23 protein-coding genes and 1 tRNA gene are annotated in these 22543 nt (G+C 73.6%); 14 read left to right on the top strand and 10 right to left on the bottom strand.

What is annotated here, in order from left to right:
- Nucleotides 1–323 precede the first annotated feature (323 nt).
- The 6 genes from ACIRQY_RS00875 to ACIRQY_RS00900 all read left to right on the top strand — a co-directional run bounded on the left by ACIRQY_RS00875 (nt 324) and on the right by ACIRQY_RS00900 (nt 4349).
- The gene (locus ACIRQY_RS00875) at nt 324–851 is read left to right on the top strand and encodes an isochorismatase family protein (RefSeq protein WP_351780115.1); all 528 of its coding nucleotides are present in this window, start codon (nt 324–326) and stop codon (nt 849–851) included.
- On the top strand, nt 848–1231 hold the full coding sequence (locus ACIRQY_RS00880; protein WP_351780112.1) for a (2Fe-2S) ferredoxin domain-containing protein: 384 nt from the start codon (nt 848–850) through the stop codon (nt 1229–1231). Before ACIRQY_RS00875 ends, ACIRQY_RS00880 begins: the two co-directional genes overlap by 4 nt.
- Before the next feature lie 165 nt (nt 1232–1396).
- Nucleotides 1397–2359: a beta-ketoacyl-ACP synthase III gene (locus ACIRQY_RS00885; RefSeq protein WP_351780109.1), complete on the top strand. Its 963-nt coding sequence runs from the start codon at nt 1397–1399 to the stop codon at nt 2357–2359.
- A gap of 240 nt (nt 2360–2599) precedes the next feature.
- Nucleotides 2600–3163: a hypothetical protein gene (locus tag ACIRQY_RS00890; protein WP_403921258.1), complete on the top strand. Its 564-nt coding sequence runs from the start codon at nt 2600–2602 to the stop codon at nt 3161–3163.
- A gap of 207 nt (nt 3164–3370) precedes the next feature.
- The gene (locus tag ACIRQY_RS00895; RefSeq protein WP_403922254.1) at nt 3371–4018 is read left to right on the top strand and encodes a class F sortase; all 648 of its coding nucleotides are present in this window, start codon (nt 3371–3373) and stop codon (nt 4016–4018) included.
- A gap of 246 nt (nt 4019–4264) precedes the next feature.
- Nucleotides 4265–4349: transfer RNA gene (locus tag ACIRQY_RS00900), tRNA-Leu, on the top strand.
- A 109-nt stretch (nt 4350–4458) separates the two neighbouring features.
- On the opposite strand, the gene ACIRQY_RS00905 is transcribed toward ACIRQY_RS00900, so the two are convergent.
- From ACIRQY_RS00905 to ACIRQY_RS00915, 3 genes are read right to left on the bottom strand one after another with little or no spacing between them, the layout of a single operon-like run.
- Complete coding sequence (locus tag ACIRQY_RS00905) at nt 4459–5169, bottom strand: class I SAM-dependent methyltransferase (protein WP_403921261.1); 711 nt, start codon at nt 5167–5169, stop codon at nt 4459–4461.
- A 34-nt stretch (nt 5170–5203) separates the two neighbouring features.
- Nucleotides 5204–5719 (bottom strand): hypothetical protein, encoded by a 516-nt coding sequence (locus ACIRQY_RS00910; RefSeq protein ID WP_351780100.1) that lies wholly within the window; start codon nt 5717–5719, stop codon nt 5204–5206.
- A gap of 5 nt (nt 5720–5724) precedes the next feature.
- On the bottom strand, nt 5725–6156 hold the full coding sequence (locus tag ACIRQY_RS00915; protein WP_351780097.1) for an ATP-binding protein: 432 nt from the start codon (nt 6154–6156) through the stop codon (nt 5725–5727).
- 263 nt (nt 6157–6419) lie between these two features.
- On the opposite strand from ACIRQY_RS00915, the gene ACIRQY_RS00920 reads away from it, so the two are divergent.
- From ACIRQY_RS00920 to ACIRQY_RS00930, 3 genes are all read left to right on the top strand, one after another.
- Entirely contained in the window at nt 6420–7295 is an 876-nt protein-coding gene (locus tag ACIRQY_RS00920) for a helix-turn-helix transcriptional regulator (protein ID WP_351780094.1), read from the top strand.
- Entirely contained in the window at nt 7296–7532 is a 237-nt protein-coding gene (locus ACIRQY_RS00925; protein WP_351780091.1) for a DUF397 domain-containing protein, read from the top strand.
- Nucleotides 7533–7606: 74 nt separating this feature from the next.
- Complete coding sequence (locus ACIRQY_RS00930; RefSeq protein ID WP_351780088.1) at nt 7607–8413, top strand: SAM-dependent methyltransferase; 807 nt, start codon at nt 7607–7609, stop codon at nt 8411–8413.
- Nucleotides 8414–8632: 219 nt separating this feature from the next.
- Here ACIRQY_RS00930 and ACIRQY_RS00935 read toward each other — a convergent pair whose 3' ends face one another.
- Both ACIRQY_RS00935 and ACIRQY_RS00940 read right to left on the bottom strand, forming a co-directional pair.
- Nucleotides 8633–10525, bottom strand: a complete 1893-nt coding sequence (locus tag ACIRQY_RS00935) for a M64 family metallopeptidase (RefSeq protein ID WP_403921265.1) — start codon at nt 10523–10525, stop codon at nt 8633–8635.
- A gap of 110 nt (nt 10526–10635) precedes the next feature.
- The gene (locus ACIRQY_RS00940) at nt 10636–11979 is read right to left on the bottom strand and encodes a 6-phospho-beta-glucosidase (protein WP_403921268.1); all 1344 of its coding nucleotides are present in this window, start codon (nt 11977–11979) and stop codon (nt 10636–10638) included.
- A 113-nt stretch (nt 11980–12092) separates the two neighbouring features.
- Between ACIRQY_RS00940 and ACIRQY_RS00945 the strand changes: the two genes are divergently transcribed.
- Nucleotides 12093–12551, top strand: coding sequence for a YchJ family protein (locus tag ACIRQY_RS00945; protein ID WP_403921271.1), 459 nt, complete (start codon nt 12093–12095; stop codon nt 12549–12551).
- Between the two features lie 154 nt (nt 12552–12705).
- Here the strand turns inward: ACIRQY_RS00945 and ACIRQY_RS00950 are convergent, their stop codons facing one another.
- From ACIRQY_RS00950 to ACIRQY_RS00960, 3 genes are all read right to left on the bottom strand, one after another.
- The gene (locus ACIRQY_RS00950) at nt 12706–14799 is read right to left on the bottom strand and encodes an MDR family MFS transporter (protein ID WP_403921273.1); all 2094 of its coding nucleotides are present in this window, start codon (nt 14797–14799) and stop codon (nt 12706–12708) included.
- Between the two features lie 72 nt (nt 14800–14871).
- Entirely contained in the window at nt 14872–15123 is a 252-nt protein-coding gene (locus ACIRQY_RS00955; protein ID WP_403921276.1) for a hypothetical protein, read from the bottom strand.
- Between the two features lie 506 nt (nt 15124–15629).
- Nucleotides 15630–16715, bottom strand: a complete 1086-nt coding sequence (locus ACIRQY_RS00960; RefSeq protein ID WP_403921279.1) for an ATP-dependent DNA ligase — start codon at nt 16713–16715, stop codon at nt 15630–15632.
- 52 nt (nt 16716–16767) lie between these two features.
- Here ACIRQY_RS00960 and ligD point away from each other — a divergent pair, with 52 nt between their 5' ends.
- Both ligD and ACIRQY_RS00970 read left to right on the top strand, forming a co-directional pair.
- Nucleotides 16768–17799 carry a non-homologous end-joining DNA ligase gene (ligD, locus tag ACIRQY_RS00965; protein ID WP_403921282.1) on the top strand — a complete coding sequence of 344 codons (1032 nt, stop codon included), beginning with the start codon at nt 16768–16770 and terminating at the stop codon, nt 17797–17799.
- A gap of 196 nt (nt 17800–17995) precedes the next feature.
- A complete protein-coding gene (locus tag ACIRQY_RS00970; protein WP_403921285.1) occupies nt 17996–18883 on the top strand; it encodes an alpha/beta hydrolase in 888 nt (295 codons plus the stop codon).
- Nucleotides 18884–19039: 156 nt separating this feature from the next.
- On the opposite strand, the gene ACIRQY_RS00975 is transcribed toward ACIRQY_RS00970, so the two are convergent.
- Both ACIRQY_RS00975 and ACIRQY_RS00980 read right to left on the bottom strand, forming a co-directional pair.
- Nucleotides 19040–19726, bottom strand: coding sequence for a TetR/AcrR family transcriptional regulator (locus ACIRQY_RS00975; RefSeq protein ID WP_403921287.1), 687 nt, complete (start codon nt 19724–19726; stop codon nt 19040–19042).
- Nucleotides 19727–19785: 59 nt separating this feature from the next.
- Nucleotides 19786–20580, bottom strand: coding sequence for an IclR family transcriptional regulator (locus ACIRQY_RS00980; RefSeq protein WP_384851797.1), 795 nt, complete (start codon nt 20578–20580; stop codon nt 19786–19788).
- 199 nt (nt 20581–20779) lie between these two features.
- Here ACIRQY_RS00980 and ACIRQY_RS00985 point away from each other — a divergent pair, with 199 nt between their 5' ends.
- Nucleotides 20780–20893, top strand: a complete 114-nt coding sequence (locus tag ACIRQY_RS00985) for a putative leader peptide (protein WP_351780059.1) — start codon at nt 20780–20782, stop codon at nt 20891–20893.
- 538 nt (nt 20894–21431) lie between these two features.
- On the top strand, nt 21432–22460 hold the full coding sequence (locus ACIRQY_RS00990) for an ABC transporter substrate-binding protein (RefSeq protein ID WP_403921292.1): 1029 nt from the start codon (nt 21432–21434) through the stop codon (nt 22458–22460).
- Nucleotides 22461–22543 lie beyond the last annotated feature (83 nt).

Consider the following 22543-nt stretch of genomic DNA (forward strand, 5'->3'; position numbering starts at 1 on the left):
GGGCACCCCGGAGAGCGCGAACAGGCTCCGGGCGCCCGCCCGTCACGTGAGTGCCCCGGCGGGCCGGACCCCAGGGGCCGCGGCCCTGGAGCGGGAAGCCCTCCGGGAGGGAATCCGGCCGTTCCGGCACGACACCCCCGCGAGGCCTCGGCGGACTCCGCACGAGAAGGTCCGAGGGCTCTCCGCCGACGCCCCGGCGGCCCGGTCCACGTCGGCGCCCCGGGGGCCCGGCCGCCGCCGACGCCCCGGCGGCCAGGCCGCCGTAGGCCGGATCACACCCACGCCCGCCCCGGAATGATCAACAGGGCCGCTACGGTGCTCCCATGCCCGCACTCGATCCCGCCCGTACCGCGCTCGTCCTGGTCGACCTGATGGAGCGCGTCGTCGCGCTGCCGCTGGCCCCCCGACCCGGCACCGACGTCCTCGCCGCCGCCACCCGGCTCGCCGACTCCTTCCGCGCGGCGGGCGCCCCCGTCGTCCACATCCGGGTCGAGCGCCCGAACGCGGACGCCGCCGCCCAGCCGTCCGGCAGCGGGCTGGTCCCCGGTCTCGTCCACGACGGCGAGCCCGTCGTCGTCAAGCGCACCCTCGGCGGCTTCCACACCACCGGACTCCACGAACTGCTCACCGGCCTCGGGGCCACCACCCTCGTCCTCGGCGGCATCGCCACCAACCTGGGCGTCGAGTCCACCGCCCGCGCCGCCGCCGACCTCGGCTACGACCTGGTCTTCGCCGAGGACGCCATGTCCGCGCTCACCGCCGACGAGCACCGGGCCTCCGTGGACCTCGACTTCCCCCGCCTCGGCACGGTCGCCGCCGTCTCCGCGATCAGCCTGGACGGCGCCCGGTGACCCCGGTCCCGATACGGTACGGGGCCCGCCCCTGCTCCCTCGTCGTCTGCCGAGGCTGCTGCTGCGGCGACGCCCGCAAGAACCCCGGCACCGACCACACGGGGCAGCTGGCCCGCCTGCGGGAGGCCGCCGCGGCCTCCGGCGGCCGACTGGTGGTCCGTACGAGCGACTGTCTCGGCCCCTGCGCCCAGGCCAACATCGTCGTCGTGCAGCCCTCCACCGAGGGCAGGCGGCGCGGCGGGCGGGCCGCCTGGATCGCCTTCGCGCTGGACGACGACGCCCTCGACGACATCCTCGCCTGGACGGCGGCGGGCGGCCCCGGACTCGCGCCGCCCCCGGAGACCCTCGCCCTCCAGATGATCGACCCGCCGAAGAACTGACCCCGCCGAGGACCGTCCGGGTGACCGGGCCCCCCAGGGGCCCTTGTCACGGTCGGCCAAGCGTTACGGGGGAATCTTGGTGGTTTACGTCACCCGTTACCCATGAGTCTCTGGCAAGACTGGAGAATCCTGCCGGACGATCGAAACACCGAGGGGGTCCCGGGTATGACGGGCACTCGCATTGCCGCGCTCGGGCACTACCAGCCCGCCAAGGTGCTCACCAACCACGACCTCGCCGAGTTGGTCGACACCGACGACGCGTGGATCACGAGCCGGGTCGGCATCCGCACCCGACACATGGCCGGTCCCGACGAACCCGTCGACGAACTCGCCGCGCACGCGGCGGGCAAGGCCCTGGCCACGGCCGGGCTCACCCCGGACGATATCGACCTGGTCCTCGTGGCCACGTCCACGGCGATCGACCGCTCGCCGAACACGGCGGCCCGGGTCGCCGCCCGCCTGGGCATGACCTCGCCCGCGACCATGGACCTGAACGTGGTCTGTGCCGGGTTCACCCACGCCCTGGCCACCGCCGATCACGCGGTACGGGCCGGTGGCGCCCGGCGCGTGCTGGTGATCGGCGCCGACAAGATGACCGACGTCACCGACTGGACGGACCGCACCACCTGCGTCCTCGTCGGCGACGGCGCGGGCGCCGCGATCGTCGAGGCGACCGAGGACACCGGAGACCCGGCCGGGACCGTCGCGGGCATCGGCCCCGTCCTGTGGGGTTCCGTCCCCGAGATGGGCCACGCCGTCCGGATCGAGGGCAGCCCGCCGCGCTTCGCCCAGGAGGGGCAGAGCGTGTACCGCTGGGCCACCCAGCAGCTCCCGGCGCTGGCCCGGCGGGCCTGCGAGCGGTCCGGTGTCACCCCGGAGGAGCTCGCGGGAGTGGTCCTGCACCAGGCCAACCTGCGGATCATCGAGCCGCTCGCGGCGAAGATCGGCGCGGTGAACGCGATCGTCGCCCGGGACGTCGTCGACTCCGGCAACACCTCGGCCGCCTCGATCCCGCTGGCCCTGTCCAAGCTCGTCGAGCGCGGCGAACTCCCCTCCGGGGCGCCGGTCCTCCTCTTCGGCTTCGGCGGGAACCTGTCGTACGCGGGCCAGGTCGTCCGGATCCCCTGACGCACGGCGGCCCGGGGCCGCCCGCCGACCGCACGGAGGCCGTACGACGGGGGAGCCCGTCGTACGGCCTCCGGCGCGTCCCCTCCCGGCGCTCCCCGGCCGTCCGGGCGCCTGCTCCGTTCGGCGGCGCCCGGTGGCGGGCGGCCGGTGGCGGACCTAGCTTCGGTCGCGGTGAGGGTCGTCGTTCCGGCCGGGGAATCGCTCTCCGCGCCAGGCCCTCCCGTGATCTGGAGGACCGCCATGCGCGCGATACGTGCCGCTTCCGCCGCCCTGCTGGGCGCCGCCGTGGTGGCCGTGACGGCGCCGACCGCCCCGGCGGACGACGGCAACCACGGCATCACGTCGTTCGGCTTCTCCGCGACCCCCGCGACGGTCGCCCCGGGCGGCACCGTCACCCTCACGACCGACGGCTGCGAAGTCCCTTCGGTGACCGTCACCTCCGGCATCTTCGAGACCGTCACCCTCACCGAGGGCCGTACGGGCACCGCGACCGTCGACGTCGACGCCACGGCGGGCACCGAGTACGAGATCACCTTCGACTGCAAGGGCGAGCGCGGCACCACCAAGGTCACCGTCGCGCACGGGGAATCCGGTGAGCACCGGCCCGAGCACGAATCCGGTGAGCACCGGCCCGAGCACGACGCAGGGATGCCGCCGGGGGCGCACAAGGGAGTGAAGGCCGGTTACGGCACCGGCACCGCCACCGCGTCGGAGGGCCTCGGCACCACCGAGGTCGTCATCGGCGTCCTGCTCATCGCCGGTGCGCTCGGCGCCGCGATCACCCTCACCCGCCGTCGCGCCTGACGAACGGACCCGGGGGGCCCACACGGCCCCTCCGCCCCGGTGCGACGAGGTCCGGGACGGAGGGGCGCCACGACACGGACACACCGACGACAAGGCGCCAGGAGGAGGACGCACGTGGGGCGGTGGGACGGCACAGGGCACGAGGGCCGCCCGCCGGACACGGCCGGGGACCGCCCGGGAGCCCCGGGCCGCCGGACGCTCCCGGCCCTGCCGGGACCGGGGGGCAGGCACAGCGCCTGGGGCCTCGTCGCGGTGGTCCTCCTGGTCGGCGTCCATCTGGTGCGCGGCGGTACCGAGGAGCTCCGGGCCGACGGCCCCCCGCAGCCGGTCGCGGTGGCCGCGCCCGAGGGACCCGGCACGACGGCCCTGGCCGCGCGGGTCTCCGCACCGGGCCCGCTGCCCGGGTCGCAGCCCGTCAGGGTCCGGGTGCCGGCCGTGGGCGTCGACGCACCGGTCACCGGGGTGGGCCTGGACGCGGACGGCTGGATCGAGGCCCCGCCGCCCGAGGACGACCGGCTCGCCGGATGGTTCACCGGGGCGGTCACGCCGGGGGAGCGGGGCACGGCCGTCGTCGTCGGCCATGTGGACACCCCGAACGGCCGGGCCGTCTTCTACGACCTCGGCGCCCTCCGGAAGGGCCACCGCGTGGAGATCACCCGCCGCGACGGCCGGACGGCCGTCTTCACGGTGTACGGGGCGGAGGTCGTCCCGAAGGACGCCTTCCCCGCGGCACGGGTCTACGGCGACACGGGAGCCCCGGAGCTACGCCTGATCACCTGCGGCGGCCGGTTCACCGAGGGGACCGGCTACGCGGGCAACGTCGTCGTCTCGGCCCGTCTCACCGGCCTCCGCTGACCCGTCCACCGGACCCCGCTGACCTGACGGACTCCGCGCCGCGACTGGCCCCCCGCCCGCCCTCTCGCCAGGGTGACGTCAGGGGGACCGGCGTCGGGGGGCGCCGGACTCTCCCCTCTCTGCCCACAGTCGGACAAAGGGGGCGGCCTGCCGTCTGACCACGGGAAACGCGGGTGAAAGTCACCGTGAACCCCTGATACGGTTGCGTTGTCGCCGAGGGGGAAGCCCTGGTGCGGCAGACACCTTGTCCGGGTGGCGGAATGGCAGACGCGCTAGCTTGAGGTGCTAGTGCCCTTTATCGGGCGTGGGGGTTCAAGTCCCCCCTCGGACACCGAAGGAGAAATGCCGGTCGATCTCGAATCGACCGGCATTTCTTGTATTTCCCTGAGGGGAGGCCGTCGTCGCGGGGATTGCTCCGTGCCGGGGCGGGCCGTTGCCCGTCAGGGTTTTGTCGCGAGCACCAGTCGGCACCGGGGGCTTCCGTCCTCCCGGCGGCCCAGGGGTTCCAGGGGGAGCAGGGTGACCTCGAAGCCCGTCTCCCCCAGCCGGGTAAGGACGTCCGCGAGGCGGAAGGTGCGGTAGTACATGACGAACCGTGGCCGGCGGACCGTGTTGCGCAGGCGCATCGCCGTGTCGAAGGCCCACAGGGTCCAGTAGGGGCGGGAGCCGACCCTGGGCGGGGCCGGGAGCGGGAAGGCGAAGGTGCCACCGGGTCGCAGCGAGGCGTGGACCTGGGCGAACAGGGTGCGCTGGGCGTCCGGCAGGAAGTGGCCGAAGGCGCCGAAGCTGACCGCCAGGTCGAAGGCGGGGGCGAACGGCAGCGCCAGGGCGTCGGCGCGGACCAGGGTGGCGGCCGGGTGCGCGAGGCGGGCCCGGTCCAGCATCCCCGTACTGAAGTCGACCCCCGTGATCCGGCCCGCGCAGACCGAGCGGAGGACGTCGAGGCCGGCCCCCGTGCCGCAGCAGACGTCGAGCCCCGTACCGAAGGGGCCGAGGGGCTCCAGGGCGTCGGCGACGGCGCTCAGGACCCGGTCGGAGGTGCGGAACGGGGTCGCGTCGAACTTCTCCGCGAGGAGGTCGTAGCCGTGCTCGACCGACGAGAGGGCCTGCACGGCCAGTTCGCTGAGGCTGGGTCCCTGCGGGGTGAACATGACCCCGACCCTATGCCGTCCCGGTCCGCGCGCGTCAGAGCGCGCTGCGCACGGCGGGCGCCGTCCAGGACGGTGCGGTGCCCGTCAGCTGGCAGACCAGCAGGTAGAGCGGGATCGGCGGGGTGTAGGGCGAGGTTCCGTCGGGGTGGTGGACCAGGCGCGGCCCCCGGTCGGGGATCTCGGCGCCGGGGGCGTAGCAGGCGGGCAGCGGCCAGGCCAGTTCCAGATCGGAGCCGGACGGGACGAGCCACCACCACCAGTCGGAGTCCGCGTAGACGCAGCCCTTGGCGGGGAGCCGGGAGAGGATCTTGAAGCCGAAGCGGGCGGGGACGCCGACGGCGTCGCGGCCCAGACCGGTGCTGAGCCCGGCGGGAACGGTGAGGCGGGTGGCGCCCACTTCGCGGGGCAGGGCGGCGGGGGAGAGGCGGGGCTCCGGCACGCGGTGGGCGGGAGACCTGGAGGACCCGCCGTCGGAGGCGGACCTGAAGGACAGGCGGTCGGCGGGGGATCGGAAGGCTCCGGGGAGCAGCGGCATCATGCGGGTGGCCATGGACCTCAGCACGGTTCCCCCATGCCGTGGGCGAGCTCCGCCCAGACGACCTGTGCAGTGCCGTGTCCGGTGCGCTCGGCGCCCCAGGCGGTGCACAGGGCGTCCACGATGAGGAGGCCGCGTCCGCGCTCGTCCTCGCCGCAGTCGCGTATCCGGGGGCCCGCCGGGCCGCCCTCGTCGCGCACGGCTATCCGGAGCGTCTCCTCGCCCTCGCGGAGTTCGCAGATCACCCGGTCGCTCGCGGTGTGCACCACGGCGTTGGTGATCAGTTCGGAGACGACCAGGGCGACCGTGTCGCGTATGCCGGGGCCGCAGCCCCAGAGGATCAGCCGCTCCTCGGCGAGTCTGCGGGCCCGTGCGACGGAGGCGGTGAGGGCCGGGAGCTCGAAGGCGAAGCGTCGGACGGTATCGGCCTGCTGCTGCGGGCGCTGGGCCATGACTCGGGGACTCATCAGACCTGAAGGCTGCGCGTTACCAGAGGCCACGACCGGTTCCTCACGACAGTGGGCAGGACTTGCCGTACGGCGCGGTCGCGGTGACGCGGGGGCGTACGACGACAGCGTGTACTGGTTCACCGGATCACTGTCCTCCTGACTCGGACACTTGGCAAGTGGCACTCTGGAAATTGCAGAGTGCCGTGTTCTCTCTGGCCCGGCTTCGTGGCACACTCGTCGAAACAGTGCGTCGGGGAGGTCTGAGAGTGAGCGAGCCGCGGTCCGCCCCCACAGTGGGACAGGTCGTTCTCGGCAAGCGCCTGCAGGATCTGCGGGAGCGTGCCGGCCTGAAGAGGGAAGAGGCGGCGAAGGTCCTCCGGGTCGCCCCGGCCACCGTCCGGCGGATGGAGACCGCCGAGGTCGCACTGAAGATCCCGTACGTGCAGCTCCTCCTGAAGGAGTACGGGATCACGGACTCCGAGGCGGAGGGCTTCATCGCTCTCGCGGAGGAGGCCAACCTCCCCGGCTGGTGGCAGCGGTTCCACGACGTGCTGCCCGGCTGGTTCTCCATGTACGTCAGCCTGGAGGGGGCCGCCAGCCTCATCCGGGCCTACGAGCCCCAGTTCGTCCCCGGCCTGCTCCAGACCGACGACTACGCCCGCGCCATTCTGCGCAGCGGAGCGGTCGGCGGCGGCAGTGACGCCGACAGGGAAGAGGACACCGAGCGGCACGTGGCCCTGCGGATGGAACGTCAGTCCCTGCTGACCAGGGAGGACGCCCCGAAGTTCTGGGTCATCATGGACGAGACGGTGTTCCGCCGACCGGTCGGCGACGGGCCCCAAGTGATGCGCGACCAGCTCGATCGGCTGCTCGAAGCGTCCGAGCTGCCGAACGTCACCCTGCAGATCGCGGAGTTCGCGTCCGGACACCATCCCGGTACGTACGGACCGTTCGTCCTCTTCCGCTTCGCCATGCCGGAACTCCCGGACATGGTCTACAGCGAGTACCTGACCGGCGCCGTCTACCTCGACGCGCGCCCCGAGGTGGCATCCCACCTGGAGGTCATGGACCGCATGGCGGCGCAGGCCGCGACTGCACAACGCACGAAGGAGATTCTCCGGAATCTCCGCAAGGAGCTGTGAATGGATCGCGTGTACAGCGGTATGCCCGCCGCCGAGCTCGGTGCCGAGGGCTGGCACAAGCCCTGGAGCGGCGGGAACGGGGGCAACTGCGTCGAAGCCATGAAACTGGCCGACGGCAGAGTCGCCGTGCGACAGTCCGCAGACCCTGAAGGACCCGCGCTCATCTACACCCATGGGGAGATCGCCGCATTCATCCAGGGGGCCAAATCAGGTCAGGCTGATTTTCTCCTCACCTGAGCCCTTCCGTCCCGCCCGCTTCGTCGCGTAACTCTTTCTGTAGCGCCACCCGATCGTCCCGACCAGGAGAGCCGATGACCCAGGACCCCGCATCCGTACGGATCGACACCAGTACGCCGCATCCGGCACGCATGTACGACTGGTTCCTGGGCGGCAAGGACAACTACCCGGTCGACGAGGCGATGGCACGCCAGCTGCTCACCGTCGACGCCCGGGGCCGGGACATGGCCCGGGTCAACCGGGCCTTCATGCACCGCGCCATACGCTGGCTCAGCGCCCACGGCGTCCGGCAGTACCTGGACATCGGCACGGGCATCCCCACCGAGCCGAACCTGCACCAGATCGCGCAGCAGGCGGCACGGGACTCCCGCATCGTCTACTGCGACAACGACCCGATCGTGCTCGCGCACGCGGCCGCCCTGCTGCGCTCGACCCCGGAAGGGGCCACCGAGTACATCCAGGCGGACGCCCGCGACCCGGAGATCATCCTCGAAAGGGCCGGAAAGGTCCTTGACTTCGATCAGCCCATCGCACTTTCGATGCTGGCCCTGCTGCACTTCGTCGGGGACGAGGACGGCGCGTACGACCTGGTCCGCAAGCTGGTCGACCAGCTCGCGCCGGGCAGCTATCTGGTGCTCTCGCACGTCACCGGGGACTTCAACCCCGAGGGCGCGGCGAAGGCCGCCGCCATGTACAAGGCGCGCGGACTGACCCTGCGGCCCCGCTCGCGCGACGAGCTGGCCGCGTTCTTCGACGGCCTGGAGTTCGTCGAGCCCGGGGTCTCGCTCACCGCCGAATGGCACCCGGAGCTGGGCGAGCCCGTCCCGGTCCCGGGCGAGGAGCCGATCCCGGGGTGGGCCGGAGTGGCCCGCAAGCCCTGATCGACGGGCCCTGACCGACGGACCACTGATCGACGGGCCCTGGCCCGGGGACCCCGGTCCCCGGACCCCGGCCCACGGGCTCCGGCCCCCGGGCCCTGATCGACCGGCCCGGATCCGAAGGGTCCCGGCCGCCCGGCCGGAGACCCGCTCACAGGAACGGCGCGTACGCGGGCCCGTGGACCGGTCGAGGTCCACGGGCCTCTGTACGTCACGGGCCCGTCAGCCGCGCGGCGGCACCAGGGTCACCAGGAAGCTCCGCGCCCCGCTCACGTTCCCGGCGGCGTCGATCGCCCGGTACTCGATCCTGTGCGTGCCGTAGTCCGGGGTGGCGTCGTCCCACGGGACCGCCCGGCTCCGGCCCAGCTTCCCGTACACGAGATCGTCGATGACCGTCCCACCGGGCGTGAACCGGAAGGGCGCGTCCGCGTCCGTCGGCCAGCCGTAGTACGTGTACCAGCCGTCGCCGTCCACCCGGAACTGGCTCACCACCGCGCCCGCCCGGTCGTCCCGCCCGGTCAGGCGCATGGTGAACGGGCCGTCGTGGACGTACTCCACGGGCCGTCCGGGCCGCCGGACCGTCCGCAGGGGCTCGGACAGCTCGTACGAGACGGTGGCGGGCCGGGCGTCCACCGTCCAGGTCAGCACCTCGCCGGTGCCCGCGATCCGGGCCGTCAGGGTGTGGGTGCCGGCGGAGACCCGGAGCGCGCCCAGGTCCAGGTCACGGTCGCCGGCGCCGGTCGTGACGGGACGGCCGTCGAGCCGCCAGCGGACCACGGGCGCGCGGTCCACCGGATGGGTGGTGTCCGCGTGGACGACGGCACGGGCCCCCACCGGGGCGTCGGTCGGCGTGTGCCCGGTGAACCGGGGCGCGGTGTCGTCCCGCCCCGTGGTGACGCCGGGGTCCACCGTCCAGCCGACCGTGCGGGTCAGCGCGGCGGAGGCGCGGACGGCCGGGTCGCGGACGAACGGCGTCGGATCGGTGACCGTCGCCGTGAGGGTGTGCGGACCGGGCGCGAGCCGCAGTGCCCGCAGGTCCACGGTGCGGGCGCCGCGCGTGGGCAGGACGCGCCCGTCGAGGCGCCAGGTGACGGAGAGCGCGCCGCCGACGGGGTGCAGGGTGTCGACCCAGACGGTCCGGTCCGCGCCGACCGGCGCCGTGTTCGGGGTGTGGTCCTGGACCAGGTTCACCTTCGCGGAGATCGCCCGGACCATGACCTCCCGCTCCACCTGGTCGAAGGCGTAGCCGAGGGTCTTCATCAGGGAGTGCCTGCTGGGCCGCCAGACGCCCCCGGTGCTGTAGAGACCGCCCTCGTGGCGGCCGATGACCCCGCCGGACTCGCTCTCGTCGCCGAGCCACCGCCACCACTTGGCGCGCCGCTCCCGCATCTCCCGCTCGGTCAGCAGGGTGTGGTGGGCGGAGTCGGGCTCGGGGCCGGTGTACGTCCCGCCGGGCACCCCGCGCCCGTAGTAGTCGTACTCGTCCTGGAGGCCGCCGAGCGAGTGCCCGAGCTCGTGCGGGGTGATGAGGGAGGAGAGCGCGTTGCCGCCGGACGCGGTGGCGTAGCCGCCGCCCGCGCCGCCGTAGGTGGAGCTGTTGGCGAGCGCGACGATCTGCCGGTTGGCGCTCCGCGTCCCGGTGACGAGGTCGGCGAGGGCGCCCGCCGCGCGTCCGTCGACGGTGAGCAGCCGCTGCACGCTGCCGGGGTTGCAGCCGCCCCAGAAGCCCATGCCGAGGACGGTGTCGCGGGCGGGGGCGTCCAGACCCGGATCGCAGTCCACGCCCGACTCGGCCGAAGGGGACTCCACCGCCCACACGTTGATGTACGAACGGTAGGAGGCGAACGGCTCGATGGACCACAGGGTGTTGAGGTGCCGCTCCAGGTCCGCCCGGAACCGGGGCATCTCGGCGGCGGTGTAACCGTCGCCCAGGAACACCAGGTTGAACCGCCGGTCGGTCGGTCCGGTGGTCTGCACGGGCACGACGACCGGCCCGTCTGCCGCCGTCGGCGTCCGCGCTGCCGCGGGCACGGTTCCCACCAGACCGGCGGCCAGCAGGCAGACCGACAGCAGCCGGGCCACCTCCCGCCGTACTCCACTGCGCTGTGAGGTCATGGGGCGCGAGCCTAGGCCGCGCCCCCCGACTCGTAAAGATGTTCTTCGTCCGTGGGCGCGTTCTTCGGTCGTACGACTCCGCGACGCGCCCGGGACGAACCGGAGACGTCTCAGGGGCGCAGGTACCCCAGGCCCTCGTGGGCCGCCGTGTAGCCCTCGACCAGGCGGCGGGCCACTGTGACCGAGTCGACCAGCGGATGCAGCGCGAACGCCTTCACCGCCGTCGCCCGCGAACCGCTCTCCGCCGCCGCGAGCACCTCCCGCTCCACCGCCTTCACCGCCGTCACCAGGCCGACCGCGTGGTACGGCAGCGGGGACACCGACACCGGGTGCGCGCCGTTCGCGTCGACGAAGCAGGGCACCTCGATCACGGCGTCCGCGTCGAGCGCGGCGAGCGTCGAGCCGTTGCGCACATTGAGGATCAGGGTGGCCCGCTCGCCCCGCGCGATGGCCCGCATGAGGGCGAGCGCCACCTTCTCGTAGCCGCCCGACTCCAGGTCCTCCTCGTCGCGTTCGCCGATCCCCGCGGACTCCCGGTTGGCCGCCATGTAGGTGGCCTCCCGGTCGGCGAGCGTACGGTGCCAGGCGGCCAGGGCCGCCGTGTCCGGCTTCTCCATCTCGGCGTAGAAACCGGCCTGTTGGTCGCGGAGGTAGGCGCCCCGGGTGCGCTCGGCGGCCCGGTAGGCCCGTACGGCCTCCCGGTTGAAGTAGTAGTAGTGCAGGTACTCGTTGGGCACGGCGCCGAGCGAGCGCAGCCACTCCGGGCCGAACAGCCTGCCCTCCTCGAAGGAGCCGAGCGCCTCCTCGTCGGCGAGGAGCCTCGGCAGCTCGTCCCGGCCGTCGATCCGCAGCCCCCGCAGCCAGCCCAGGTGGTTGAGGCCCACGTAGTCGATCGACGCGCGGTCCGGGTCGGCGCCGAGGACCCGGGCGACCCGGCGGCCCAGACCCACCGGGGAGTCGCAGATGCCGACGACCCGGTCGCCGAGGACCCGCGACATCGCCTCCGTCACCAGACCGGCCGGGTTGGTGAAGTTGATGACCCAGGCGTCGGGGGCCAGCGCCGCGATCCGGTGGGCGATCCGCACGGCCACCGGGACCGTCCGCAGTCCGTACGCGATCCCGCCCGCGCCGACCGTCTCCTGCCCGAGCACCCCCTCGGCGAGCGCGATCCGCTCGTCGGCCGCCCGGCCCTCCAGACCGCCCACCCGGATCGCGGAGAACACGAAGTCGGCCCCGCGCAGGGCCTCGTCGAGATCCGTCGTGGCCGTGACCACCGGCGCGTCCGGCACCCCCTCGCCCTGCTCCGCGAGGACCCGGGCGACGGCGGAGAGCCGCCCCCCGTCCAGGTCGTACAGGGTGACCCGGGTGACCCGCCCCTCGGCGTGGTCGCCGAGCAGGGCGCCGTACACCAGCGGCACCCGGAATCCGCCGCCTCCGAGAATCGTCAGTTTCATGCCCGTACGCTACTCGGACGGGCCCCGTGAGCAGCGGGAGCGGAGCCCGGCGTCCACGCCGCCGTCCACATGCCGGGCAGCCGCCGGGGTGCCCGGTGGGCGACAATGGCGGCATGTCCCGACGCAAGACCCGCCCCCGTACCTCCCCGGCCCGCGCCTCCCGGGCCGCCGCGCCCGCCGTGACGGCGGACTCGCCCTGCCCCTGCGGCCTCGACGCCGTCTACGGCACCTGCTGCGGCCGTTTCCACGCCGGTACGGCGGGTACGGCGCCCACCGCCGAACTGCTGATGCGCTCCCGCTACAGCGCCTTCGTCGTGCGCGACGAGCCCTATCTCCTGCGCACCTGGGCGCCCGGGACCAGGCCCGACGGGGTGGACTTCGACCCGGGGCTCCGCTGGACGGGCCTGGAGGTCGAGTCCGTCGCCCACGGCACGCCCTTCCACCAGGAGGGCACCGTCACCTTCACGGCGCGGTACGTCCACGGTGGCGAGGCGGGCGAGATGCGGGAGCGGAGCCGTTTCGCCCGGCACGAGGGTGCCTGGGTGTACGTGGACGGTGACGTCACGGAGTAGGGCCGGGAGGCGGGCCGGGCCTTCCGGCGGCTCGCGGGGGAGCCGGTGCGCTGCCGGGGACGTACCGCCGGGGCCCGGTGGGCGGCTGCCGGACGGTCCTGTGCCCGGGCGGCCCGGAACGTCCGGCCGCCCGGATGTCCAGCGGCCCGGATGTTCAGCGGACGGCCGCCGGTGCCTCCGAGCGGGCGCCCGGGAGGCCGTTCGCCAGGTCCTGGGCGATGACCTTCTTGGTGATGGCGTCCGTGGCCCTGCGCAGCTCGGGCCCGCTGGGCCGGCCGCTCTCCCGCTCCACCAGGGCGGCGAGCCAGTCGCCCCAGGCACGGGTGATGACCTCCGCCTCCCGCTGCCCCGCCGGGGTGTGCGAGAGCAGGTTGCCGTCGCGGGTCAGGAAGCCCTCGTCGACCATCCGGTCGAAGACCGGGAGCAGCACCTCGGGTGGCACCCGCCGCCCGGCCGAGACCAGACCCAGGCTGGCGTGCCCGACGGTCCGGGTGAACAGCTCGACCTGCATGACCGCCCAGGCGCCCGCCGTGTCCAGGCGGGTGTCGGAGGTGGTGACGATCCGCCGGGCCGTGTCGAGGTCGGTGCGGCGCAGGATGCGGCCGACGGTCAGTTCCAGGAGCTTCGCCGAGTCGCCCGAGGTGGTGGGGGAGGCGAAGCCCTCGCCCATGTCGGGCGCGGCGGCCCGCGCCGAGTCCCGGAGCGTCACCTGCTTGAGGAAGAGCGCGACCACGAAGCCGAGGGCGGCGACCGGCACGGTCCAGAGGAAGACGGTGTGCAGGGTGTCGGCGTAGGCGCGCACGATCGGTTCCGCGACCTGCGGGGGCAGCGCGTGGAGCCCCGCCGGGCTCTGGGCGGCGCGGGCCACGTCGGCCGGGTTCAGCCCCAGGCCTCCGGCGACCGCCGAGGCCTCGCCGACCCCGGCCGCCAGGTTCGGCTTGAGGGAGTTGGCGTAGATCGTGCCGAAGACGGCGGTGCCGAAGCAGCTGCCGAGGGTGCGGAAGAAGGTGACGCCCGAGGTGGCGGTGCCGAGGTCGGCGTAGTCGACGGTGTTCTGCACGGCGATCGTGAGCACCTGCATGCACAGGCCGATGCCGATGCCGAGGACGAACATGTAGAGCGACGCCAGCCAGGCGCTGGTGCCCGGGTTCATGAGGGAGAGCAGATAGAGCCCGACGCCCATCACCAGCGAGCCGAGGATCGGGAAGATCCGGTAGTGGCCGGTCTTGCTGACCACGTTGCCGCTGAACACCGAGGCGATGAGCAGGCCGAGGACCATGGGCAGGGTGCGGATGCCGGAGACGGTCGCCGAGTCCCCGTCCACGTACTGGAGATAGGTCGGCAGGAAGGTCATCGCGCCGAGCATGGCGAAGCCGACGATGAAGCTGAGCACGGAGCAGACCGTGAAGACCGGGTTCCCGAACAGTCGCATGGGCAGCATGGGTTCGTCCGCCCGGGTCTCCACCCAGCAGAACAGGGCGAGTGCGACGAGCCCGCCCGCGAAGAGGCCGATGATGACCGCGGAGCCCCAGGCGTACTCGTTCCCGCCCCAACTGGTCCCCAGGATCAGGGCGCTGGAGCCCACGGAGACCAGCGCGATGCCCGCGTAGTCGATGACGGGTCTGCTCGCGGAGCGCACCGACGGGATGGTCCGGGCGGCGGCGACGACCACGAGGATCGCGATGGGCACGTTGACGTAGAAGGCCCAGCGCCAGGTGAGGTGGTCGGTGAACAGGCCGCCGAGGAGCGGTCCGATGACGGTGGAGATGCCGAACACGGCGCCGATCGCGCCCTGGTACTTGCCGCGTTCGCGCAGCGGGATGACATCGGCGATCAGTGCCATCGACGTGACCATCAGACCGCCCGCGCCGATGCCCTGGAGTCCGCGCCAGGCGATCAGCAGCGTCATGTTCGTGGCGAGTCCGCAGAGGAACGAGCCGGTGATGAAGACGACCGCCGAGATCTGGAAGATCACCTTGCGGCCGAAGAGGTCGCCGAACTTGCCCACCAGGACGGTGGCGACGGTCTCGGCCAGCAGGTACGCGGTGACCACCCAGGACATGTGGGCGGCGCCGCCGAGATCGGAGACGATCGTCGGCAGCGCCGTGCCGACGATCGTCTGGTCGAGGGCCGCGAGGAACACGCCCAGCATGATCGTGCCGAAGACGATGTTCCGGCGGCGGCCGTCGAGCACGGGTGGCTCGGTGGCGACCGGGGGCGCGGGTGCTGCGTCGCTGGTGGTGGTCACCCTCGCAGCGTCACACCGGCTCCGGGCGCGTGCCTCCGGGGGACGGCCGAACGGGCGGATCCCGCCGGGCCGTCAGGGGGTCACGGGGAGCTGCGGATGGTGTTTCGCGAGGACCTTGTTGGCGCGGGCGAGCACGGACAGGGCGTGCTCGCGGTCGGCCATGTCCTCGGCGCACAGCGGCGCCCGGAACCGGTACGCCTCACGGGCCGCGCAGTCCGCGTCGACCTCCGCCTGAAGGACGTGCAGCGGCAGGCAGGAGCCGATCAGGGCGGCCACGCGGTCGGGGATCGGAACGGGAACGAGGCGCGAGGGCGAGGTGATCACGGGTCAGTCCTAGTCGGTCCGGGGAGGGTACGGAAGGGGTCTGCCCTCCATACGTACCGGATCGCCGTACGCGTTCCGGCACGGTGACGTCCCGGTGCGGTGACGGGCCGGGCGCTCTTCGGGGGGCCGCCACGGGGAGAGGGCGGCGGACGTGGCCCCGGCGGACCGCGCGGGAGCCGGGGTTCCCGCAGGTGCGGGGGCGGACGGCGGAGACCGGATTGCGCACGGTTCCTGCGTATCGAGCGTACGTTCGTCGAACGGGCTGCCGGAAAGGGTGGATTGGGCCCGGCTTGCCACAAACGGAATGTGAAGCATCTCACGCACCGGATTTGTGTCTTCCGGGTGTGGAGGGATAGAGGAGGGGTCGACATCCTCAGGACACGTGAGCATCCGGTGTCCACGGAGCGCGGGCCGGTTCGGCCGTCATGGGGGCGGACCCGTCCGATGCCGCCCGGGAAGCGGGGTCCGTCCGTGCGACCCGAGGGCACGGAACCCGTCCGGCGCCCTCAGGAGGCGGGCCCCGTCCGGTCGTCCTGTCCCAGGATCTCCGCCAGGTCGTACGACAGCGGTTCCTCCAGCTGTCCGTATCCACAGGACTCCGGGGCGCGGTCCGGGCGCCAGCGCTTGAACTGGACGGTGTGCCGGAAGCGGTCGCCCTCCATGTGGTCGTATCCCACCTCGCAGACCCGCTCCGGCCGCAGGGCCACCCATGACAGGTCCTTCTTCCCCGACCAGCGGCTCGGCGCACCCGGCAGCCGCGCCCCTTCGTGCGCCGCCCCGTCCGCCCACGCCGCCCATGGATGCCCGTCCGGCGGGTCCATCCGCAGCGGCTCCAGCTCCTCGACCAGCTCGGCGCGCCGGGCGGCGGTGAAGGCCGCGCACACGCCGACGTGCTGGAGGGCGCCCCGGTCGTCGTGGAGGCCGAGCAGGAGCGAGCCGACCACGGGGCCGCTCTTGTGGAAGCGGTAGCCCGCCACCACGACATCGGCCGTCCGCTCGTGCTTGATCTTGTACATCACCCGGGCGTCCGGCCGGTACGGCAGGTCCAGCGGCTTGGCGATCACGCCGTCCAGGCCCGCGCCCTCGTACCGCTCGAACCAGCGCGCGGCCAGCCCGGCGTCCAGGGTCGCGGGAGCGAGGTGCACGGGCGCGGAGGCCCCGGCGAGCGCCGCTTCGAGCGCGGCCCTCCGCTCCACCAGCGGAGCGTCGAGCAGGGAGGAGTCCCCGAGTGCCAGCAGGTCGAAGGCGACGAAGCGGGCGGGGGTGCTCGCCGCCAGTGTCCGGACCCGGGAGTCGGCCGGATGGATGCGCTCGCTCAGCCGCTCGAAGTCCAGCCGTCCGTCGTGGTCCACGACGATCTCGCCGTCGACCACGCACCGCTCCGGCAGCCGGGTCGTGAACGCCTCGACCAGTTCCGGGAAGTAGCGGGTGAGCGGCTTGCCCGTACGGCTGCCGATGACGATCTCGGGCCCGTCCCGGTGCACGATCGCGCGGAAGCCGTCCCACTTCGCCTCGTACTGCATCCCCGGCGGAACGCGCTTCACGGACTTCGCGAGCATCGGTTTCACGGGCGGCATCACCGGAAGATCCATAGGTCGATTGTCCGGTATGCGGGACTTGTTGGCGAGCCCTAGGCTGGCCCGCATGGCAGGCAAGGCGGCAGCGGTGGAACTGGAAGTCGGCGGCCGGACCGTACGCGTGTCCCACCCGGACAAGGTGTACTTCCCCGAACCCGGCTACACCAAGCTGGACATGGCCGGCTACTACCTGGCCGTCGGTGAGGGCATCACCCGCGCCCTGCGCGACCGCCCCACCACCCTGGAGCGCTACCCCGACGGAGTGACCGGCGAGTCCTTCTTCCAGAAGCGCGCCCCGAAGTACCTGCCCGACTGGATCCCGACCGCCCACATCAGCTTCCCCAGCGGCCGGTCCGCCGACGAGATGTGTCCCACCGAGCCCGCCGCCGTGCTCTGGGCCGCCAACCTCGGCGCGGTCACCTTCCACCCCTGGCCGGTACGGCGGGACGACGTCGACCACCCGGACGAACTCCGCATCGACCTGGACCCGCAGCCCGGCACCGACTACGCCGACGCCGTCCGCGCCGCCCACGAACTGCGCGCGGTCCTCGACGAGCACGGACTGCGCGGCTGGCCGAAGACCTCCGGCGGCCGGGGGCTGCACGTCTTCGTGCCGATCCTGCCCTGCTGGACCTTCACCCAGGTGCGGCGCGCGGCCATCGCCTGCGGGCGGGAACTGGAGCGGCGGATGCCGGACCGGGTGACCACGAAGTGGTGGAAGGAGGAGCGCGGCGAGCGGATCTTCGTCGACTACAACCAGACGGCCCGGGACCGCACGATCGCCTCCGCCTACTCCGTACGCCCCCGCCCGCACGCCCCGGTGTCCGCGCCGCTGCGCTGGGAGGAGATCGACGACGCCGTGCCGAGGGACTTCGACATCAGGACGATGCCGGTGCGTTACGCCGAACTGGGCGACGTGCACGCCGACATGGACGACGAGCGGTTCACCCTGGACTCCCTGCTCGAACTGGCCCGCCGGGACGAGGCCGAGCACGGGCTCGGCGATCTGCCGTACCCGCCGGAGTACCCGAAGATGCCGGGCGAGCCGAAGCGGGTGCAGCCCAGCCGGGCGAAGAAGGAGCCCCCGGGGGAGGAGTGAGCGGCGGGGGGTGGCTCAGGGCGGGACGGCGACTCAGGGGCGGGTCGGTGTCCGCCGGTGCGGCCGGTCGTTCCGGGCGGGGTGGGCTTCGGTCTGTCGGGGGGCGGTGGCCCCGAACGGCGCTTTGGACGGGCCATGAAACAACACGAACGGTCGTGCTAATGTTTTCACCCCAGGTCGACCGAGGAGATCCGGCATGTACCCGATGGCCCCGCTCATCCGCCCCGCCCTCCACGCCATGGCCCGGATCGCCCCGGGTCCCGCCGGACGGCTCGCCTTCCACCTCTTCGTCCGCCCCCTCGGCCGGGCGAAGCTCCGCCCGGCCGAACAGGCGCTCCGCACCGCCGCCCGCACCGAGCGGCTCCGGGTGCGCGGCGGGGAAGTCGTCACCTACGCCTGGGGCGACGGACGGCGGCCCGTCCTGCTCGTGCACGGCTGGTCCTCGCGCGCCTCACGCCTGACCCCCTTCGCCGAGGCGCTGCTCGCCCGCGGCTACAGCCCGGTCGCCTTCGACGCGCCCGGCCACGGCGAGTCCCCCGGACGCGCGAGCAACATCGTCGAGTACCGTGCGGTCATCCGTGAACTCCACGCACGGCACGGCGACTTCCACGCCGTCGTCGCCCACTCCTTCGGTGTCCTCGCCGCCCTCTTCGCCCTGCGCGACGGCATCCGCACCGGCCGGTTCGTCGGGCTCGGTGGCGTCGGCTCCTTCGACCTGCTCCTCGCGGGCTTCCGGACCGGCCTCGGACTGGACGACCGGGTCGTCCGGTGCATGAGGGAGTACGTCGAACAGCGGCTCGTTCCCGGGGAACCCGGTGTCTGGGACCGCTTCGGAGCCGACCACGACCCCGGTGCGCTCGACGCGCCCGTCCTGCTCTTCCACGACGAGGACGACGACATGGTGCCCCTCGTCCAGGCCCGGAGTCTCGCGCGCGCCCACGGCGACCGGGCGCGGCTCGTCGTCACCCGGGGACTCGGCCACCGCCGCATCCTGACGGACCCGGACGTACTGGCCGAGGCGATGGACTTCCTGGCGGCCGCCCCCGCCGGGGAACCGTCGGGGGAGCGCGTGACGACGGGCTGAGGCCCCTCCGTGAAGCGTGGCTCGGTCCTGCCCGGGGCGGCCCGACCGGACGGCTGTTGCCTCCCTCTGAGTGCTCTGAGTGCTCTGAGTGCTCTGAGTGCTCCGAGGGTTCTGGGGCGAGTGGCGGTGGCGCCCGGTCCGCGTACCGGGCGGGCGCTACTCCCCGGACGCGGGCCGGTCGGTGGCGAGGGCCTCCCGGCCCTGTGGTGTGGCCTCGGCGCCCAGCCGGGCCTCGATCCCCCGTTCGGCGCGGGCGTACGCACGGGGATCGCCCAGCAGCACGGACCGCGCGTTGGCCGCCTCCATCAGGGCGATCACCTCGAAGGCCACCTGCTCCGCGTCCAGTTCGGCCGTGAAGTCCCCGGCCGCGCGCGCCTCGGACAGGGCCGTCTCCACATAGGCGTCCCAGTCGCCGCGCGCGCGGGCCACCGCGTCGTGTACCGGCCCCGTACGGGCGTCGAACTCGGCCGACACCGCGTAGAAGAAGCAGCCGCCCGCGAAGACCCGTTCCGAGGAGTACGTCAGCCAGTTCCGGCACAGTCCACGCACCCGGCCCGCACCCGGCGGCACGTCCCGCAGGGGAGCGACGACCCGGTCGGCGAAGACCGCGACGGCGGCGCGGACCGTGGCGAGCTGGAGTTCCTCCTTGGAGCCGAAGAGGGCGAAGACACCGCTCTTGCTGAGCTCCAGTTCGGTCGCGATCCGCCCCAGGGACAGCCCTTCGAGCCCCTCGACCGAGGCGATGTCCATCGTCCGGCCCAGCACCAGGCGCCGGGTCTGGTTCCCGCGCTCGACGCGCCCGTCGGTTCTGGTCCCGGGGCCGTTCCCGGTGCTGCCGCTCATCCGCCCATGGTACTGAACGCACGACCGTGCGGACATGTCGGCGGGGTGCGGGCGCCCCGCTATCCGGCCCGTTCCCCCGGGTCGCGCCGCTCCGCCGGGGTCAGCAGCAGCACCTCCAGGGCGCGGGCGCACGACCGTGCCTGCGCCAGGTACCAGTCGAGCCGTGCGTCGGTGATCAGCTCCGGTGTCGCCCGCACCGCGAGCGCGAACCGGGCCTGTCCGGTCCGCTCCAGGACCGGCACGGCGACCGTCCGCACCCCGAGGGCCGACTCCCCGTCGTTGAGCGCGTACCCCGCCTCCCGTACGCGGGCCAACTCGGCCGCGAGCGCGGGGGGTTCGACGATGGTCCGTTCGGTGAAGGCGTGCAGCGGCGGCAGTGAACGCGGCCCGGCCTCACCCGCCCGGGGCCAGGCCAGCAGCACCTTCCCCAGCGCCGTCGAGTGCAGCGGCCGGCGCAGCCCCACCTTCGGGGTCACCGAACCGCCCGCGACGATGATCACGTGCGGTCCGCTGCGCAGCGCCAGGTCCGCTGTGGCGCCGGTCCGTTCGGCCAGGTCGGACAGCTCGGGCGCGGCCAGGTGGAGCCCCCGCTGGTGATAGGCGAGCCGCCCCAGCTCGGTCATCGCGGGCCCGAGCCGGTACCGGGCCGTACGGGCGTCCTGCTCCAGGAAGCCCGCACCCAGCAGGGTCCGGGCGAGCCGGTGCGCCGTGGAGGTGGAGAGCCCGAGCCGCCGCGCGAGGTCGGAAGCGCTGAGATCGGGCCCGTTGTCGTGGAAACAGTGCAGCACGTCCAGTGCGCGGCGGACCGCCTGGGCGCCCGCCGGGGGTCGGGCGATGCCGGCCTCGGTCGTCATAGGGTTCGCTCCCCGTGGGTGATCGGGTCCCCACGCTCCCACATGGCGGGAGCCGAATCAGGGGCCCCGTGAGGTCGGAAACACTCCGTTCATACGCAATCCCACATCGTGGGAGCCGAGTTGTCGTCGGCGGAACATCCGTGGCAAGGTTCCGGCCAAGCCACCACAGCGACACCGAGCCGGAGGGAGCAGGCCAGCCATGAACGGACACCGCACCGCGCACCGCGCGTCCACCGCCTCTCCCGCGCCGCTCGGGCTCACCCGCCGCCGCCACATAGACCTGGCGCGCGTCGCGGGGGCCGGCTGTCGCTGACAGCCGCTTCGCCGAGCCGCCGGTCGTCGGCACGGTTCCCCCGGGCATGACCCGCGCCCGAACCGGACCCCTGCGCCGGACCGCCTTCCCGCACCGAGCCGTCCTCCTCCGGACCGCCCTCCCGCGCCGTGCCACCCGCCGAGGCCCCGGCACTCGCTGACCGGCACGTCACCGGAGGACCGCGCGCCCCACCCGGCTCACCCGTCTCGCCGCCCTTCCCTGCCACCGCCTCCGCCGCGCACCCCGGACCGCACACCCTCCGGGACCGTTGCCGACCGGGTGCCGGGTGCCGGGTGCCGGGTGCCGGGTGCCGGGGGCCCGGGGTCGTCGTGGCGGAGGCCGTCGTGCCGGGACCTCGTACAACGGCCCCGTCCCACCCGACTCCTTCCCGAACCCGAACCCACTCCGCCCCACCCCGCCCCACCCACTCCGCCCCACCCCGTCCCACCCACTCCGTACTCCGTCCCCGCGCCCCGTGGCCCTGCCCGAAGCCCGTCGCGCGCGGTCGCCGCCGTTCCGTCCCCTCTGGGAGCCCGCCATGCCGCACACCCCCGTTCCCGACACGCTCTGGTTCACCCGCTGCCCCGTCCCCACCGCCACCGGTGTCGCCGCCGACCGGGGATGGCTGGCCGGGGAGTTCGCCCCCGACGGCATCGCGGTGCGCTCGCTCCAGGACACCGACCCCGGCGCCGACCGCGCCACCCACTTCACCCACGCCCTGCCCGGACTCTTCCGCGAGGGCGGCAACGTGCCCGCGCTGTGGGCCCGTTCACGCGGCGAGCGCACCCGGCTGGTCGGCCTCACCTGGATCGAGGAACGCCAGGTGGTGCTCGTCGCCCCCGGCTCCCCGGTGCGCGGCGGTGCCGCCCTGCGCGGTCTCCGGCTCGCGCTGCCCCGGCACTCCGTCCCCATCGACTTCTGGCGGGCCATGGCCCTGCGCGGCTTCGAGGGCGTCCTCGCCTCCGCCGGGTACGGACTCGACGACGCCGTCCTGGTCGACGTACCCGCCGAAGGACACCGGGGCCAGTGGGCCGCGGAACTCGACGCGCTGCGCCGGGGCGAGGTCGACGCCGTCTACGTGAAGGGCGCCCTCGCCGTCGAGGCGGCCCGCCGCGCCGGGGCCGAGGTCGCCGTGGAACTGGACGCGCTCCCCGACCCGGCCCACCGCGTCAACAACGGCACTCCGCGCCCCCTCACCGTGCACCAGGACCTCCTGGACGAGCACCCCGACCTGGTCGCCCGCTTCCTCGCGGTCCTGCTCCGCGCCGCCGACTGGGCCGCGGGCGAACCCGCCGAGGTCGCCCGCATCCTGGGCGCCGAGACCGGCGCGGGGGCCGCAGGCGTCGCCGGTGCCTACCGGCCCGGCACCCACCGCACCCTCCACCCGGACCTGTCCGCCACCCGGCTCGAACTGCTCGCCCGCCAGGAGGAGGCCCTGCGCGCCCACGGCTTCCTGGCCGGACCGGTGGACGTACGGACCTGGGCCGACCCGGAGCCGCTGCGCCGCGCCCGACTGCTCGTGCCCACGGCACCGCCCGCCGCACCGGACCCGCAGCCGGTGTCGTGACGTCCCGGGGCACGGCCGACCGGTGCTCCGCGTCCGGTCCCGGACGCGTCCGGGACCGCCGAGACTCCGCCCCCGCAACCGCC

Origin of the sequence: Streptomyces sp. NPDC101490 (assembly GCF_044767145.1) — a bacterium.
Taxonomy (GTDB): domain Bacteria; phylum Actinomycetota; class Actinomycetes; order Streptomycetales; family Streptomycetaceae; genus Streptomyces.